This is a genomic window from Isoptericola nanjingensis (genome assembly GCF_050311635.1).
GTDB lineage: Bacteria > Actinomycetota > Actinomycetes > Actinomycetales > Cellulomonadaceae > Isoptericola > Isoptericola nanjingensis.
In genome coordinates this window covers 1-16,439 of the sequence record NZ_JBNOZL010000001.1, presented here as the reverse complement: position 1 = coordinate 16,439, position 16,439 = coordinate 1, and the positions used below count along the sequence as shown (strand labels likewise).

At 74.4% G+C, this 16,439-nt stretch carries 16 protein-coding genes and 1 pseudogene; 13 read left to right on the top strand and 4 right to left on the bottom strand.

What is annotated here, in order from left to right; genetic code table 11:
• Positions 1–4: 4 nt before the first annotated feature.
• Both ACQP6G_RS00085 and ACQP6G_RS00080 read right to left on the bottom strand, forming a co-directional pair.
• On the bottom strand, positions 5–790 hold the full coding sequence (locus tag ACQP6G_RS00085) for an LLM class F420-dependent oxidoreductase (RefSeq protein ID WP_429762141.1): 786 nt from the start codon (positions 788–790) through the stop codon (positions 5–7).
• 34 nt (positions 791–824) lie between these two features.
• Positions 825–1,616: a methyltransferase domain-containing protein gene (locus ACQP6G_RS00080; RefSeq protein WP_429762140.1), complete on the bottom strand. Its 792-nt coding sequence runs from the start codon at positions 1,614–1,616 to the stop codon at positions 825–827.
• On the opposite strand from ACQP6G_RS00080, the pseudogene ACQP6G_RS00075 reads away from it, so the two are divergent.
• Positions 1,615–2,064: pseudogene (locus tag ACQP6G_RS00075) on the top strand (VOC family protein); the annotation flags it as partial. The gene ACQP6G_RS00080 and the pseudogene ACQP6G_RS00075 sit on opposite strands and share 2 nt — an antisense overlap.
• A 115-nt stretch (positions 2,065–2,179) precedes the next feature.
• On the opposite strand, the gene ACQP6G_RS00070 reads toward ACQP6G_RS00075, so the two are convergent.
• Both ACQP6G_RS00070 and ACQP6G_RS00065 read right to left on the bottom strand, forming a co-directional pair.
• Complete coding sequence (locus ACQP6G_RS00070; protein WP_429762139.1) at positions 2,180–3,163, bottom strand: quinone oxidoreductase family protein; 984 nt, start codon at positions 3,161–3,163, stop codon at positions 2,180–2,182.
• A gap of 10 nt (positions 3,164–3,173) precedes the next feature.
• Positions 3,174–3,791 (bottom strand): DUF1684 domain-containing protein, encoded by a 618-nt coding sequence (locus ACQP6G_RS00065; protein ID WP_429762138.1) that lies wholly within the window; start codon positions 3,789–3,791, stop codon positions 3,174–3,176.
• 103 nt (positions 3,792–3,894) lie between these two features.
• Here ACQP6G_RS00065 and ACQP6G_RS00060 point away from each other — a divergent pair, with 103 nt between their 5' ends.
• From ACQP6G_RS00060 to tyrS, 12 genes are all read left to right on the top strand, one after another.
• Positions 3,895–4,413, top strand: a complete 519-nt coding sequence (locus ACQP6G_RS00060) for a GNAT family N-acetyltransferase (protein WP_429762137.1) — start codon at positions 3,895–3,897, stop codon at positions 4,411–4,413.
• A gap of 65 nt (positions 4,414–4,478) precedes the next feature.
• The gene (gene argC, locus ACQP6G_RS00055; protein ID WP_429762136.1) at positions 4,479–5,567 is read left to right on the top strand and encodes an N-acetyl-gamma-glutamyl-phosphate reductase; all 1,089 of its coding nucleotides are present in this window, start codon (positions 4,479–4,481) and stop codon (positions 5,565–5,567) included.
• Complete coding sequence (gene argJ, locus ACQP6G_RS00050; protein WP_429762135.1) at positions 5,564–6,745, top strand: bifunctional glutamate N-acetyltransferase/amino-acid acetyltransferase ArgJ; 1,182 nt, start codon at positions 5,564–5,566, stop codon at positions 6,743–6,745. The genes argC and argJ overlap by 4 nt, the downstream gene beginning before the upstream one ends.
• Positions 6,742–7,683 carry an acetylglutamate kinase gene (gene argB / locus ACQP6G_RS00045; RefSeq protein WP_429762134.1) on the top strand — a complete coding sequence of 314 codons (942 nt, stop codon included), beginning with the start codon at positions 6,742–6,744 and terminating at the stop codon, positions 7,681–7,683. Before argJ ends, argB begins: the two co-directional genes overlap by 4 nt.
• Positions 7,680–8,969 carry an acetylornithine transaminase gene (locus ACQP6G_RS00040; protein WP_429762133.1) on the top strand — a complete coding sequence of 430 codons (1,290 nt, stop codon included), beginning with the start codon at positions 7,680–7,682 and terminating at the stop codon, positions 8,967–8,969. The genes argB and ACQP6G_RS00040 overlap by 4 nt, the downstream gene beginning before the upstream one ends.
• Positions 8,969–9,901, top strand: a complete 933-nt coding sequence (gene argF / locus ACQP6G_RS00035; protein WP_429762132.1) for an ornithine carbamoyltransferase — start codon at positions 8,969–8,971, stop codon at positions 9,899–9,901. Before ACQP6G_RS00040 ends, argF begins: the two co-directional genes overlap by 1 nt.
• Positions 9,898–10,440 (top strand): arginine repressor, encoded by a 543-nt coding sequence (locus ACQP6G_RS00030; RefSeq protein WP_429762131.1) that lies wholly within the window; start codon positions 9,898–9,900, stop codon positions 10,438–10,440. Before argF ends, ACQP6G_RS00030 begins: the two co-directional genes overlap by 4 nt.
• Before the next feature lie 81 nt (positions 10,441–10,521).
• The gene (locus tag ACQP6G_RS00025) at positions 10,522–11,751 is read left to right on the top strand and encodes an argininosuccinate synthase (protein WP_429762130.1); all 1,230 of its coding nucleotides are present in this window, start codon (positions 10,522–10,524) and stop codon (positions 11,749–11,751) included.
• 1 nt (position 11,752) lies between these two features.
• Positions 11,753–13,210, top strand: coding sequence for an argininosuccinate lyase (argH, locus tag ACQP6G_RS00020; RefSeq protein ID WP_429762129.1), 1,458 nt, complete (start codon positions 11,753–11,755; stop codon positions 13,208–13,210).
• A gap of 139 nt (positions 13,211–13,349) precedes the next feature.
• Positions 13,350–13,955: a uridine kinase family protein gene (locus tag ACQP6G_RS00015; RefSeq protein ID WP_429762128.1), complete on the top strand. Its 606-nt coding sequence runs from the start codon at positions 13,350–13,352 to the stop codon at positions 13,953–13,955.
• On the top strand, positions 13,952–14,686 hold the full coding sequence (locus tag ACQP6G_RS00010) for a DNA-3-methyladenine glycosylase (protein WP_429762127.1): 735 nt from the start codon (positions 13,952–13,954) through the stop codon (positions 14,684–14,686). The genes ACQP6G_RS00015 and ACQP6G_RS00010 overlap by 4 nt, the downstream gene beginning before the upstream one ends.
• Before the next feature lie 63 nt (positions 14,687–14,749).
• Positions 14,750–16,009 carry a tyrosine--tRNA ligase gene (gene tyrS, locus ACQP6G_RS00005; protein ID WP_429762126.1) on the top strand — a complete coding sequence of 420 codons (1,260 nt, stop codon included), beginning with the start codon at positions 14,750–14,752 and terminating at the stop codon, positions 16,007–16,009.
• The last annotated feature ends 430 nt before the right edge of the window (positions 16,010–16,439 follow it).

The following is a 16,439-nucleotide window of genomic DNA, read 5'->3' as shown; positions in this document are numbered from 1 at the left end:
CAGGTCAGCGGCGCTCGTCGCGCCAGCGGACCCACTGCTCGACGAGGGACAGGTCGTAGTCGGGCCCGCTCGTGCCGATCGTGAACAGGGTGGCGCCCGCGTCGAGCAGCTTCTGCCCGACCTCCTCCGGCGGGGCGCCCACGCCGACCGAGCGCTCCACGAGCGCGGCGGTGTCGCGCCCGACGGCCTCTCCGTGCTCGTCGAGGATCGCGGACTTGCGCGTCAGGGTGTCGACATCGCCGAAGGAGTGCCAGACGTCGGCGTGCTCCGCCACGAGGCGCAGCGTCTTCTTCTCGCCCCCGCCGCCGATCAGGATCGGGATCTCGCGCGTCGGTGCGGGGTTGCCGGCCGCGAGCCGCGCCTTGATGCGGGGGAGCGCCTCGCCCAGGTCGGCGATGCGCGAGCCTGCCGTGCCGAACTCGTACCCGAACTGCTCGTAGTCCTTGGCGAACCAGCCCGCTCCGACACCGAGGATCAGCCGGCCTCCGCTGATGTGGTCGACCGTGCGGGCCATGTCGGCGAGGAGCTCGGGGTTGCGGTAGGAGTTGCACGAGACGAGCGCGCCGATCTGCACGCGCTCGGTCTGCTCGGCCCAGGCGCCGAGCATCGTCCAGCACTCGAAGTGCTTGCCGTCGGGGTCGCCCGAGAGCGGGAAGAAGTGGTCCCAGTTGAAGATCACGTCGACGCCGGCGTCCTCGGCGCGCCGGACGGCGTCGCGCACCTGGGCGTAGTCGGCGTGCTGCGGCTGGAGCTGGACCCCGATGCGGATCGGGTGGATGGTGTCGGTCACGGCGCGAGCCTACGACCGTCCGTGCCCGCCGCCGTCAGGCCGTCCGCGTGGCGACCGCGAACACGCGGCGGAACGCCAGGGGGGTGCCGAACGGGCGCCGCGGATAGGCCGCGCGGAGCTCCGCCCCGAGCTCGGCGTCGAACCGCGCGCGCAGGGCCGTGCCGTGCGCGGCGTCGTGGGCGTCGAGGGCGTGCAGCACCGGTTGGGCGCCCGTGGCCGAGATCCAGCGCAGCACGGGGTCCGCGCCGTCGAGCACGTGCGTGTAGGTGGTCTCCCAGGTGTCGACCGACCAGCCGGGCGCGGCGAGGATCTCGAGGTACTCCGCGGGGTCGGCGACAGCGCGGCGCTCCACGGTCCCGACGGCGGCGGAGTAGGGCTCGCGGCCCGCCACCTCGCGCAGCAGCCGGTGGCTGGGGGCGTCGTGGTTGCCGGGCACGGAGAACGCGAACGTCTGCAGGGCCGTCGCGGCGAGCGCGGGGAGCAGCTCGCGGTGGCCGGGCACCCACTGCAGGGTGGCGTTGCTGATCACCAGGTCGGCCTCGGGGTCGGGGCCGCGGCCGGCGGCGTGGTCGCGCACGTCGGCGAGCTCGTACCGCCCCGAGGGGTCGGCGGCCCGGGCGCGCTCGATCATGGCGGGCGAGGCGTCGAGGCCGACGAACGAGGCGCTCGGCCACCGCTCGCGCAGCACGGGGGTGAGGTGGCCGGGACCGCAGCCGAGGTCGACGATGCTCGCCGGGTCGCGCACGACGCGCGCGACGAGTTCGCCGAAGGGGCGCGACCGCTCGTCGGTGTAGCGCAGGTAGGCGGAGGGGGACCAGTCGGCCATGACAAATCCTCTCGATATCAAGTCTCTTGACATCAAGAGACTAGCGCGCGCTCTCTCGCCGCGCCACGCTGGGGTCATGGACACCGGCGAGGACGCCGAGACCACCCCCGCGCCGCCCGGTCGTGGCGACCGGACCCCCGCGACGGTCGTGCCGTACCTCGCGGTGCGCGGCGCGGCGGGCGCCATCGACTACTACCGCCGGGCCTTCGGCGCGCAGGAGCGGTTCCGGATCGAGGACGACGGCGTCGTCGGGCACGCGGAGGTCGCGATCGGCGGCGCGACGATCTACCTGTCCGACGAGTGGGAGCAGCTGCGCGTGCACAGCCCCACGACGCTCGGCGGGTGGTCGGTGTCGCTGGCGATCGAGGTCGAGGACGTCGACGCCTTCGTCGCGCACCTCGTCGGCGGCGGGGCCCGGCTGGAGCGGGGCGTCGACGACGGGCCCCGAGGAGGGCTGGCGCAGCGCCTGGGTCGTGGATCCCTACGGGCACCGCTGGCACGTCTCGAGCCCTACGGCGGGCTGACCGCGCACCGTCCGGGAGGCGCCGCTCAGGGGACCTCGCTCAGGGGACCAGGAGGACCTTGCCCGTCGTGGCCCGTCCCTCCAGGGCACGGTGCGCCTGCGCCGCGTCGGCGAGCGGGAGCCGCTCGCCGATCCGGACGTCCAGGTCTCCCTCGGCGGCCGCCCCGAGCACCTCCGACGCCCGCCACTCGAGCTCGGCCCGGGTGAGGACGTAGTGCGCCAGGGTCGGCCGGGTGAGGTAGAGCGACCCGCCGGAGTTCAGCCGCTGCGGGTCGAACGGCGGCACCTGGCCGGACGCCCCGCCGAACAGCACGAGCGTGCCGCGCGGCCGCAGCGACGCGAGCGACGCGTCGAACGTGGCGCGTCCCACGCCGTCGTACACGACGTGCACGCCGCGGCCGTCGGTGAGGTCGCGCACGACGGCGGGCAGCTCGGTCGCGAGGTCGTCCATCGCCGCGTAGTCGACGGTGTGCGCCGCGCCGGCCGCCGACGACAGGGCCGCCTTCTCGGGCGAGGACACCGTGGTGACGACGCGCCCGCCGCGCGCGACCGCCAGCTGGGTGGCGAGCAGGCCGACGCCGCCGGCCCCGGCGGTGAGGAGGACGTCGTGGCCCGGCCCGACCTCGAAGGTCGACGCGACGAGGTAGTGCGCCGTCATCCCCTGCAGCGGCAGGGCGGCGGCCGTGACGAGATCGAGGCCCGCGGGGACGCGCACGGCGTTCGCTGCGGGGACGACGGCGAGCTCGGCGTACGACCCCGGCGCCTCGTTCCAGGCCACTTCGTCGCCGACGGCGAAGCCCTCCACGCCCTCGCCGAGGGCCTCGACCGTCCCGGCCCCCTCGACGCCCACGACGTGCGGGTAGCTCATCGGGTAGACGCCCGCCCGGCGGTAGGTGTCGATGAAGTTGACCCCCGCCGCCGCGACGCGGACGAGCAGCTCGCCCGCGCCGGGCGCGGGGTCGGGCTGCTCGACGTACTCCAGGACCTCGGGACCACCCGCCGCGCGGGCCACGACTGCGTGCATGCGTCCGAGCCTACGCAGCCGGGGGCGCGTCCAGCCTCTCGCCCGCGCGGACCGGCACGTCGACGCGGTTGCCCGCCGGGGCGAGCGGGCAGGTCCACGCCGGGTCGTAGCGGCACGACGGGTGGTAGGCGAGATTGAGGTCCACCACGACGAGGCCGTCGTGCCCGCCGAGGTCGGCGCCCTTCGCCGTGTCGAGCAGGTACCGCCCGCCGCCGTAGGTCTCGTCCCCGGCGGTGCCGTCGCGCAGAGGGACGAACAGGCCGCCGCCGTACTGCGCGAGCCACCAGGCGTCGAGCGTCCCCACGCCGGGCAGCTCGAGCACCCCGACGCGCTCCATCGTCGTCGTGCCGTCCGCGCCCGTGTCGAGCTCCAGCCGCGCCGCAGGCGCCGGGCGCAGCGGCACCTCGAAGCGCAGGGCGGCGTCGTACGGCCAGGACGGGAGCCCGGTCGCCCGCAGCGGGTCGTCCGCCGGCAGCGGGCTCTGCGGGTGGTCGCGGAAGAGCGCGTCGCGACCCGCCTGCCACGTCGCGTGCCCGCTCGCGGGGTCGGGCGCGGCACGGACCGCGGCGTACAGCTCGGCGACGCGCCGCCGCCAGTTTGCGAGCTCGACGGCGGTGCCGGGCGTCACCGGAGGGCTCCCGCGTCGAGCGCAACGGTGGGCATGGCGGTGGGCATGGCGGTGGGCACAGCGGTGGGGAGGGAGGTCACAGCCTCGACCCTATGCTTCGCCTGTGATCCGAGACACTCGCGCACCGTTCACGATCCGTCCTGCGACCGAGGACGACTGGCCCGCCCTGTGGCCGACCGTCGAGGCGGTGGTGCGTGAGGGCGAGACGTACGTCTACCCGCTGGACCTCACGAGCGAGCAGGCGCGGGAGATCTGGATGGAGCGCGCCCCGGGCGCGACGGTCGTCGCGGAGGCTGCGGACGGCACGCTGCTGGGCACGGCCAAGATGGGGCCGAACCGGCCGGGCCACGGCGACCACGTGGGCACGGCGTCGTTCATGGTGTCGCCCGCCGCGCGCGGGCTCGGGGTGGGCCGGGCGCTCGGCGAGCACGTCGTCGCCTGGCACCGCGAGCAAGGCTTCCGCGGCATCCAGTTCAACGCGGTGGTGGAGTCGAACGAGGTCGCGGTGCGCCTGTGGCGGGCGCTCGGTTTCGAGGTGGTCGGCACCGTGCCGGGCGCCTTCCGCAGCCCGGCGCACGGCTACGTGGGTCTGCACGTGATGTACCTGCCGCTCGTCGCCTGACCCGCGGCGCCCGGGGCGCGAGAAGCAGGTTCCGGCGCACTGCATAGGTATGTATAGTGCTGCATATGGTCAGCACTGAGTCGCGCACGTTCCGTGTCGCCGTCGCCGGTGCCTCCGGGTACGCCGGGGGCGAGTTCCTGCGCCTCGCGGCGCGTCACCCCGCGCTGGAGGTCGGGACGCTCACGGCGCACACAAACGCCGGCGCGCGGCTCGGCGCGACGCAGCCGCACCTGCGTTCCCTCGCGGATAGGGTGCTCGAGCCGACCACGCCCGAGGCGCTCGCGGGCCACGACGTCGTCGTGCTCGGCCTGCCGCACGGCGCGTCCGGCGAGATCGCCGCGCAGCTGCCCGACGACGTGCTCGTGCTCGACCTCGGCGCCGACCACCGCCTCGCGTCCGCCGCCGACTGGGAGAAGTTCTACGGCTCGGCCCACGCGGGCACCTGGCCCTACGGTCTGCCCGAGCTGCTCCACGCCGACGGCGCGGGGGCGGTCACCGGCGCGCAGCGCGACCACCTGGCGGGCGCCCGCCGGATCGCGGTGCCCGGCTGCAACGTCACGGCCGTCACGCTCGGCCTGCAGCCCGGCGTCGCCGCCGGCCTCGTGAGCCCGGCCGACGTCGTCGCGGTCCTCGCCAACGGGTACTCGGGCGCCGGCAAGTCGCTCAAGCCGCACCTGCTCGCCGCCGAGGGCCTGGGCTCCGCCGTGCCGTACGCGGTGGGCGGCACGCACCGGCACATCCCCGAGATCGTCCAGAACCTGCGCACCGCCGGGGCGCCGGAGGTGTCGATCAGCTTCACCCCGACGCTCGTGCCGATGTCGCGCGGCATCCTCGCCACCGTCACGGCCCGCCTCGCGCCGGGCCACGAGGACGCCACGGCCGCCGACGTCCGCGCCGCCTGGGCCGCGGCCTACGCGGACGAGCCGTTCGTCGAGCTCCTCCCGGAGGGCCAGTGGCCGACGACGGCCGCCACCCTCGGCGCCAACACGGCCCTCGTGCAGGTCGCGCTCGACGCCGCCGCCGGGCGCGTGGTGACCGTCACCGCCATCGACAACCTGGTCAAGGGCACCGCCGGCCAGGCGGTCCAGGCCATGAACCTCGCCCTCGGCCTGCCGGAGACGGCCGGCCTCGTCACCGAAGGAGTCGCACCGTGAGCGTGACCGCAGCGAAGGGGTTCCGGGCCGCCGGGATCACGGCCGGCCTCAAGGCCTCCGGCACCCCCGACCTCGCCCTGGTCGTCAACGACGGCCCGCAGCACGCGGCCGCCGCCGTCTTCACCACCAACCGTGTGGTCGGCGCGCCGGTGATGTGGTCGCGCCAGGCGATCAAGGACGGGGTCGCCCGCGCCGTCGTGCTGAACTCGGGTGCCGCGAACGTGTGCACCGGCCCGGGCGGGTTCCAGGACTCGCACGCCACGGCGGAGAAGGTCGCCGAGGTGCTCGGGATCGGCGCGATCGACGTCCTCGTGGCCTCGACCGGCCTCATCGGCGTGCGGCTCGCGGCCGAGAAGCTGCTCGCCGGGATCCCGGTCGCGGCGGAGGCGCTGGGACCGGACGAGGCGTCGGGCACGAGCGCGGCCACGGCCATCATGACGACGGACTCCGTCCCGAAGACCGCGGTGCGCACGATCGAGACGCCGTCCGGCACCGTGACGGTGGGCGGGATGGCCAAGGGCGCGGGCATGCTCGCTCCCGCGCTCGCCACGATGCTCTGCGTCATCACGACCGACGCCGTCGTGGACGCCGGGGCCACGGACGCGGCGCTGCGCGCCGCGACCCGCACGACGTTCGACCGCGTCGACTCCGACGGCTGCATGTCGACCTCCGACACCGTGGTGCTCATGGCGTCGGGCGCGTCCGGCGCGACGCCGGACGACGCCGCGTTCGCCGAGGCCGTGACCGCCGTCTGCGCCGACCTCGCGCGCCAGCTCGTGGCCGACGCGGAGGGCGCGTCCCACGACATCGCCATCACGGTCACGCACGCGACGACCGAGGACGCCGGGCTGGCCGTGGCCCGGGCCGTGAGCCGGTCCAACCTGGTCAAGGCCGCGATCTTCGGCAACGACCCCAACTGGGGCCGCATCCTCTCGCAGGTCGGCACGGTCCCCGAGGAGGTCGCGCCGTTCGACCCGCTGGAGCTCGACGTCAGCGTCAACGGCGTCATGGTGTGCAAGGCGGGCGGGGCGCACGAGTCGCCGGAGAACGTCGACCTCGCCGCGTCGCGTGACGTGTCGATCACGATCGACCTGCACGCCGGCGACGCCGAGATCACGCTGTGGACCAACGACCTCACCCACGCGTACGTCCACGAGAACAGCGCGTACAGCTCATGAGCAGCGACGTCGTGAACGGGCTCGCGCCCGAGCAGAAGGCCGAGGTGCTCCTCGAGGCGCTCCCGTGGCTCCAGGAGTTCGCGGGCGCGCTCGTCGTCGTCAAGTACGGCGGCAACGCGATGATCGACGACCGGCTCAAGGCCGCGTTCGCCCAGGACATGGTGTTCCTGCGCCAGGTGGGGCTGCGCCCCGTCGTGGTGCACGGCGGAGGCCCGCAGATCAACGCCATGCTGGAGCGCCTGGACATCCACAGCGAGTTCCGCGGCGGCCTGCGGGTCACCACGCCCGAGGCGATGGACGTGGTGCGCATGGTGCTCACCGGCCAGGTCTCGCGCGAGCTCGTCGGCCTCATCAACGCGCACGGCCCGCACGCCGTCGGCATGTCGGGGGAGGACGCCGGGCTGTTCCGCGCCGCCCGCCGGCACGCCGTCGTCGACGGCGAGCCGGTCGACGTCGGCCTCGTGGGCGACGTCGTCCAGGTGGACGCCGGGGCCGTGCAGGACCTGCTCGACGCCGGCCGCATCCCGGTCGTGTCGACCGTAGCGCCCGACGTCGACGACCCGACCCAGGTGCTCAACATCAACGCCGACACGGCGGCGTCGGCGCTCGCGGTGGCGCTCGGCGCGAGCAAGCTCATCATGCTCACCGACGTCGAGGGCCTGTACACGTCGTGGCCCGACAAGGACTCCCTCGTCGAGGAGATCTCCGCGCCGGACCTCGCCGCCCTCCTGCCGAGCCTGACGTCCGGCATGGTGCCCAAGATGGAGGCGTGCCTGCGCGCCGTCCAGGGCGGCGTGCCGCGCGCGACCGTGATCGACGGCCGCCAGCCGCACTCGGTGCTCCTGGAGGTCTTCACCACCCGCGGCAACGGCACCATGGTCGTGCCCGCCCCGGCGACCACGACCGGTACCACCGGAAGCAAGGAGGCAGGCGCGTGAGCGACACCCTGCAGTCGGTGAGCGGCGGCGCCCTCGCCGACGCCTCGAACGCCGCCTGGACCGATCGCTACACCCACGCGGTGATGGACACCTTCGGCCCGCCCCAGCGTGTGCTGGTGCGCGGCGAGGGTGCCTACGTGTGGGACGCCGACGGGCGGCGCTACCTCGACCTGCTCGCCGGGATCGCGGTGAACGCGCTCGGCCACGCCCACCCCACGCTGACGGCGGCGATCAGCGCGCAGCTCGGCACCCTCGGGCACGTGTCGAACTTCTTCGCGACGCCCACCCAGATCGGCCTGGCCGAGCGGCTGCTGCACCTCGCGGGTGCCCCCGAGGGCTCGCGGGTGTTCTTCACCAACTCGGGCACCGAGGCGGTGGAGGCGGCGTTCAAGATGGCGCGCCGCAACGCCGGCGACGACGGCGCCCGCACCCGCGTCCTGGCCCTGGAGGGCGGCTTCCACGGCCGCTCGATGGGCGCGCTCGCCCTCACGGCGAAGGCCGCGTACCGCCAGCCGTTCGAGCCGCTGCCCGGCGGCGTCGAGCACGTGCCGTTCGGCGACACCGCCGCCCTCGACGAGGCGTTCTCGCCGGAGGCGGTCGCGGAGCGCGGCGGCGTCGCGGCGCTCGTCGTGGAGCCGCTGCAGGGCGAGGCCGGTGTGCGGCCGCTGCCCGCGGGCTACCTGGCGCACGCCCGCCGGCTCACCGCCGAGGCGGGCGCGCTGCTCGTGCTCGACGAGGTCCAGACGGGCGTCGGGCGCACGGGCTCCTGGTTCGCCTTCCAGCAGCCGGAGATCGGCGGCGGCGTCGTGCCCGACGTCGTCACCGTGGCCAAGGGCCTGGGCGGCGGCTTCCCCGTGGGCGCCGCGATCGCGTTCGGCGAGCGCGCCGCGACCCTGCTCGGCCGCGGCCAGCACGGCACCACGTTCGGCGGCAACCCCGTCGCTGCGGCCGCCGGCCTCGCGACGCTCGGCGTCATCGAGCGCGACGGCCTGCTCGAGAACGTGCGCCGCGTCGGCGCCGTCCTCACCTCCGAGATCGAGGCCGCGGGCAACCCGCTCGTCGCCGGAGTGCGCGGGCGGGGGCTCCTGCTCGCCGTCCAGCTCGCGCGGCCCGTCGCGGCCGACGTCGCGGCGGCCGCGCTGGAGGCCGGCCTCGTCGTCAACGCCGTCGCCCCGGACGCGATCCGCCTCGCGCCGCCGCTGATCCTCACGGCCGACCAGGCGCGCGACGTCGCCCGGTTCTTCGCCACCGTCACCGTCCCCGCCTCTGCCGACAGGGAGTCCTGATGCCCCGCCACTTCCTCCGCGACGACGACCTCACGCCGGACGAGCAGCGGGAGGTCCTCGAGCTCGGCATGGCGTTCCGGGAGGACCGGTTCGTGCGCGCGCCGCTCGCGGGCCCGCAGGGCGTCGCCGTGCTGTTCGACAAGCCGACGCTGCGCACCCAGGTCTCGTTCTCGACGGGCGTCGCCGAGCTCGGCGGCTTCCCCGTGATCGTGGACGGCCGGCTCGCCCAGGTGGGCGTGCGCGAGTCCGTCGCCGACGTCACCCGCGTGCTCGACCGCCAGGTGTCCGCCATCGTGTGGCGCACGTTCGGCCAGGACCGGATCGACGAGATGGCCGCGGTCTCGCGCGTCCCCGTGGTCAACGCCCTCACGGACGGCTTCCACCCGTGCCAGATCCTCGCCGACCTGCTCACGGTCGCCCAGCACCGCGGCGGCATCTCCGCCCTGGCCGGTCAGCGGCTGGCCTACGTGGGCGACGCCGGTAACAACATGGCCGCGTCGTACCTGCTCGGCGGGGTCACCGCCGGCCTGCACGTCGCGGTCGCCGGGCCGGAGGGCTACCTGCCGCCCGAGGACGTCGTCGCCCGCGCCCAGGAGATCGCCGCCACGACCGGGGGCTCGGTGTCCGTCACGACCGACGCCCGGGCCGCCGTCGCCGGGGCCGACGTCGTCGCCGCGGACACCTGGGTCTCGATGGGCGACGAGGACGAGGCCGCCGAGCGGCTCGCCGCCCTGGACGCCTACCGCGTGGACGACGCGCTCCTGTCCGGCGCGGCCGACGACGCGATCTTCCTGCACTGCCTGCCCGCCTACCGCGGCAAGGAGGTCACGGCGTCCGTGATCGACGGCCCCGCGTCCGTCGTCTGGGACGAGGCGGAGAACCGCCTGCACGCCCAGAAGGCCCTGCTCACCTGGCTCCTGGAGCACCGATGAGCGCCGTCGAGGGCGCGTCGGCGGGCCAGGCCGCAGGGCCGACGACGAAGGCCGCGCGCCACGCGCGGATCGTCGAGATCGTGCGGCGCACGGCGATCCACTCGCAGGCCGAGCTGGCCCGCGAGCTCGCCGACGCGGGCGTCAGCGTCACGCAGGGCACCCTGTCGCGCGACCTCATCGAGCTGCGCGCGGAGAAGGTGCGCAACGCGGCGGGGGCGCTCGTCTACGCCGTGCCCGGCGAGGGTGGCGACCGCAGCGTGCAGGCCGCGGGCGTGGGGGATCACGACGTCGAGTACGTCGCCGCGCGCCTCGCCCGGCTCTGCAACGACCTGCTCGTGTCGGCGGAGGCGTCCGCCAACCTCGTGGTGCTGCGCACGCCCCCCGGCGCGGCCAACTACCTCGCGTCCGCGATCGACCACTCGGTCTTCCCGGGCGTCCTCGGCTCCATCGCGGGCGACGACACGATCCTCGTGATCGCGCGCGACCCGCTCGGCGGCGACGAGCTGGCCCGCCGCTTCCTCGAGCTGACCGGTCCCTGACCCGTCCTCCCGGCGGCCGTGGCCTCCGCGGACCCGCACTGCCAGACTTGACCCGAACCCCTCGCAAGAAAGAGAACTGTGATGACTGATCGCGTCGTGCTCGCCTACTCGGGCGGCCTGGACACCTCCGTGGCCATCGGCTGGATCGCCGAGGCCACCGGGGCCGAGGTCGTCGCCGTGGCCGTCGACGTCGGCCAGGGCGGCGAGGACATGAACGTCATCCGCAAGCGCGCGCTCGACTGCGGCGCCGTCGAGGCGTACGTCGCCGACGCGCGCGACGAGTTCGCGGCGGAGTACTGCATGCCCGCGCTCAAGGCCAACGGCATGTACCTCGACCGCTACCCGCTGGTCTCGGCGATCTCCCGCCCGGTGATCGTCAAGCACCTCGTGCGCGCCGCGCGCCAGTTCGGCGCGACGACGGTCGCGCACGGCTGCACCGGCAAGGGCAACGACCAGGTCCGCTTCGAGGTCGCGACGACGTCTCTGGCCCCGGACCTGAAGTCCATCGCCCCGGTGCGCGACCTCGCGCTCACGCGCGAGAAGGCCATCGACTACGCGGAGCGCCACGACCTGCCGATCGCGACCACCAAGAAGAACCCGTTCTCGATCGACCAGAACGTGTGGGGTCGCGCGGTGGAGACGGGCTTCCTCGAGGACATCTGGAACGAGCCCACCAAGGACGTCTACTCCTACACCGACGACCCGACGTTCCCGCCGGTCGCCGACGAGGTCGTCGTCACCTTCGACCAGGGCGTGCCGGTGGCGCTGGACGGCGTGGCGGTCACCCCGCTGCAGGCCATCCAGGAGATGAACCGCCGCGCCGGCGCCCAGGGCGTGGGCCGCATCGACATCGTCGAGGACCGCCTCGTGGGCATCAAGTCCCGCGAGATCTACGAGGCGCCCGGCGCGATCGCGCTCATCGCCGCGCACCAGGAGCTCGAGAACGTCACGCTCGAGCGCGAGCAGGCCCGCTTCAAGCGCCAGGTCGAGCAGCGCTGGACCGAGCTGGTCTACGACGGCATGTGGTTCTCCCCGCTGAAGAAGAACCTCGACACGTTCGTCGACGAGACGCAGAAGTACGTGTCCGGCGACATCCGCATGGTCCTGCACGGCGGCCGCGCCACCGTGACGGGGCGCAGGTCGGAGTCCAGCCTGTACGACTTCAACCTCGCCACCTACGACGAGGGCGACGCGTTCGACCAGTCGCACGCCAAGGGCTTCATCGAGATCTACGGCCTCGCCGCCAAGCAGGCCGCGGCCCGCGACGAGAAGTTCGGCAACGGCGTGGACTTCGGCGTCGGGGAGTTCTGACGTGGGCTCCGAGGTCACGCCGGGCGCCCGGGACGGCGCGCTGACGACGCAGGGTGACAACGTCTCCCTGTGGGGCGGCCGGTTCTCCGGCGGCCCGTCTCCGGAGCTGCAGGCGCTGTCCCAGTCGACGCACTTCGACTGGGTGCTCGCCCCGTACGACATCCGGGGGTCCCGGGCGCACGCGCGGGTGCTGCACGCCGCGGGCCTGCTCACGGACGACGAACTGGCCGGCATGCTCGAGGCGCTCGACGTGCTGCTCGCCGACGTCGAGTCGGGGGCCTTCCTCCCCGTGCTCGGCGACGAGGACGTGCACACGGCCCTCGAGCGCGGCCTCATCGAGCGCGCGGGCACGGAGCTCGGCGGCAAGCTTCGCGCGGGCCGGTCGCGCAACGACCAGATCGCCACCCTGGTGCGGCTGTACCTGCGCGACCAGTCGCGCGTCGTCGTTCGCCAGGTGCTCGACGTCGTGGACGCGCTCATCGTGCAGGCGGAGGCGGCCGGGGAGGCCGTCATGCCGGGCCGCACGCACCTCCAGCACGCGCAGCCGGTGCTGCTGGCGCACCAGCTCCTGGCGCACGCGTGGCCGCTGCTGCGCGACGTCGACCGGCTGGTCGACTGGGACGTGCGCGCGGCGCGCTCGCCCTACGGTTCGGGGGCGCTCGCGGGCTCGTCGCTGGGCCTCGACCCGGCGGCGGTCGCGACGGAGCTGGGCTTCGACGGGCCGGTGGAGAACTCGATCGACGGCACCGCCGCGCGCGACGTCGTCGCGGAGTTCGCGTTCGTGTCGGCGATGGTGGGCATCGACCTGTCCCGGCTGAGCGAGGAGATCATCCTCTGGAACACGAAGGAGTTCGGCTTCGTGCGGCTGGACGACTCGTGGTCGACCGGGTCGAGCATCATGCCGCAGAAGAAGAACCCGGACATCGCGGAGCTCGCCCGCGGCAAGGCGGGCCGGCTCGTGGGCGACCTCACCGGACTGCTCACCACCCTCAAGGGCCTGCCGCTGGCGTACAACCGCGACCTGCAGGAGGACAAGGAGCCGGTCTTCGACCAGGTCTCCACCCTCACGGTGCTGCTGCCCGCGTTCGCGGGGATGGTCCGCACCCTCACGTTCGACACGGCACGGATGGCCGAGCTCGCCCCGCAGGGCTTCTCGCTCGCCACGGACATCGCCGAGTGGCTGGTGCGCCAGGGCGTGCCGTTCCGCGTCGCGCACGAGGTCGCGGGCGCGTGCGTCCGGGTCTGCGAGGAGCGCGGGATCGAGCTGTGGGACCTGTCCGACGCGGACCTCGCCGCGATCTCCGAGCACCTGACGCCGGGCGTGCGCGAGGTGCTGAGCGTCGAGGGCTCCGTGGCCTCGCGCGACGGCGTCGGCGGCACCGCGCCCGCGCGCGTCGTCGAGCAGGTCGAGGCCGCCAAGGAGCGGTCGGCCGAGTTCCGCATCTGGGCGGACAGCTGAGCCGACCCGTTCCCCGGCCCGGGCTCGTCGGCCGCACGCTCCCTCGGGACGTGCGGCCGTCGTCGTCCGGGCGGGCACGACGGCGGACGGACGAGACGCGTCAGCGGGTACGGTCGGCGGGCCGGAGGAAGGAGCGGGCGTGACGACGAGCGAGGAGGTGCTCGACGCGCTGGTGGCGCGCGTGCACGCGGCGGAGCCGCGGCTCCCTGGCCCGGGGGCGCCGGAGCCGTGGCGGCGCACGCGGCTCGTGTGCGTCGACGGGCCGGCGGGCTCGGGCAAGACGACGCTCGCGACGCAGCTCGCCCTGCGGTTCGCGTGCCAGGTCGTGCACCTGGACGACCTCTACGAGGGCTGGGAGGCCGGCCCCGACGGCGGCGCGCGGCGCCTGGCGGAGTGGGTCCTCGAGGCTCTCGAGGCGGGCCGTCCGGGCAGGTATCTCCGCTACGACTGGGGGCGGGGCGAGTACGCCGAGGCGCACGACGTCGAGCCCGCCCCGGTCCTCGTCGTCGAGGGCTGCGGCGCCGGCGCCCGTCAGGTCGACGGCCGGGCAGCGCTGCGGGTGTGGGTGGAGGCCGACGACGCGGTGCGCCTCTCCCGCGGCCTCGCGCGCGACGGGTCGGACGCCCGCGAGCACTGGCTGCGCTGGATGGCCGACGAGCGCACCCACTACGCGGTCGAGCGCACGCGCGAGCGTGCCGACGTCCGGCTCGACGGCGTCGGCCGGCTCCTCGAGGCGGTGCGATGACGTCGGCGAGGCGGGCGCAGGCCGGTGTCCCCGCAGCCGACCGGGAGCCGCTGGCGGACGCGGCGGCGGGCGCGGGCCTGGCCGTCCCGGGCCGCGCCTGGTTCGCGCGGGAGGTGCACGTCGTCGCGCACGACCTGCTCGGGGCGCTGCTCACCCGCCGCACGCCGGACGGTGCGGTGACGGTGCGGCTCACGGAGGTCGAGGCGTACGCGGGCACGGCCGACCCGGGGTCGCACGCGTACCGGGGCGAGACGGCACGGAACCGGACGATGTTCGGCGAGCCCGGCCGTGTCTACGTCTACCGGCACCTGGGGCTGCACCACTGCATGAACGTCGTGTGCAGCCCGCCGGGCGAGGCGTCGGCCGTCCTGCTCCGGGCGGGCGAGGTGGTCGAGGGGGCGGACCTCGCGCGCGAGCGGCGCGCGGCCGCGGGCGTCACGCGGGGCGACGTCGACCTGGCGCGCGGCCCGGCCCGCCTGACCGTCGCGCTCGCGATCGACCGGGACGACGACGGCGCGGACGTCACGGATCCGGGCGGCGATCTGGTGCTGCGGGTGCCGCAGCCCCGGGATCGCGCGGACGGTGCCGGTCGCGAGGTCGCCACGGGTCCTCGCGTCGGCGTGAGCGGCGAGGGCGGACGCGCCGACCTGTTCCCCTGGCGGGCATGGCTGGCGGGCGAGCCCACCGTGTCGGCGTACCGGGCGGCGGAATCACGGCGCCGACGGCGGTAGGCGTCGGGCACACTAGGAGGGCGGCCCGCCCGGGCCGTGATCCCTTTCCCCGAGGAGCACACGGTGACCGACGTTCTCGACGAGCTGCACTGGCGAGGCCTGGTGGCGCAGTCCACCGACGAGGCCGCGCTGCGTTCTGCGCTGGCCGAGGGACCCGTCACCTATTACGCGGGCTTCGACCCGACGGCGCAGAGCCTGCACGTCGGGCACATGGTCCAGCTGCTGAACATGCGCCGGCTCCAGCTTGCGGGGCACCGTCCCCTCGCGCTGGTCGGTGGCGCGACGGGGCTCATCGGCGACCCGCGCCCGACCACGGAGCGGTCGATGCAGTCGCGCGATGTCGTCGCGGGCTGGGTCGAGCGCATCCGGGGTCAGATCGAGCCGTTCCTGGACTTCGAGGGACCGGCGGCAGCGCGCATGGTCAACAACCTCGACTGGACCGGGGCGATGTCCGCGATCGACTTCCTGCGTGACGTCGGCAAGCACTTCCGCGTGGGCACGATGCTCGGCAAGGACATCGTCGCCCGGCGCCTGCGCTCGGACGAGGGCATCAGCTACACGGAGTTCAGCTACCAGGTGCTGCAGGGCATGGACTTCCGGGAGCTGTACGAGCGCCACGGGTGCACGCTGCAGCTCGGCGGCAACGACCAGTGGGGCAACCTGCTGTCCGGCGTCGAGCTCATCCGCAAGACGGACGGCGCGGCCGTGCACGCCCTGACGTCGCCCCTCATCACGAAGGCCGACGGCACCAAGATGGGCAAGTCCGAGGGCGGCGCCGTCTGGCTCGACCCGGAGCTCACGAGCCCGTACGCCTTCTACCAGTTCTGGGTGAACACGGCGGACGCGGACGTCGTGAAGTACCTCAAGGTCTTCACCTTCCGCACCAGGGAGGAGATCGAGGCGCTCGAGCAGGAGGTGGCCGAGCGGCCGTTCGCCCGCGAGGCGCAGCGGGCGCTGGCCGGCGACCTCACCACCCTCGTGCACGGCCAGGCGGCGACGGACGCCGTCATCTCGGCGAGCCAGGCCCTGTTCGGCCGGGGCGAGCTGCGGGGCCTGGACGAGGGGACCCTCGGTGCCGCCGTCGCGGAGCTCCCGCGCACGACGGCGAAGGCGGGCGACCTGGTCGTCGACGCGTTCGTGGGCTCGGGCCTGGTCGCATCGAAGGCCGCCGCCCGACGCGCGATCTCTGAGGGCGGCGCGTACGTGAACAACGCGAAGGTCGAGTCCGAGGACGCCGCGCTGCGGACCGAGGACCTGCTGCACGGCCGGTACGCCGTCCTGCGTCGGGGCAAGCGGACCCTGGCCGTGGCCGTCGCGGAGTGACGGCGGCGGTGCCGTCGGACGCGTGACGTCGAGGGCCCCGGGGGAGCGCGAGCTCCTCCGGGGCCCTCGACGTTCGTCGGGCGGCGCCGGAGCGGGGGCCGCGGGGTATCACCGCAGGTCAGGGGGCGATTTGGCACCTGCGCCAGACTGTGTGTAATGTTCTGGTCGTTCGCCCGACAGGGAGAACGGACACCGAGGAGACAGCCGAGCGGCTGGGTACCGGTGGCCGGCCTGGGGCGGACACCCGAATCCTTCTTCACGAGGTCGACCAGTGCGCCCTCGTTCGGGACCGGGACGTTCGAACCCAGCACCTCAGGCCAACGGCCGGGAGTTGACGGGGAAGAGCGAACCGAGTAAGTTTGAGGGGTTGCCCCGGCGGGGTCGGAACTGAGAGTGGTTCTGGTTCTGCGGTGTGCGTCGGTTGTTTGAG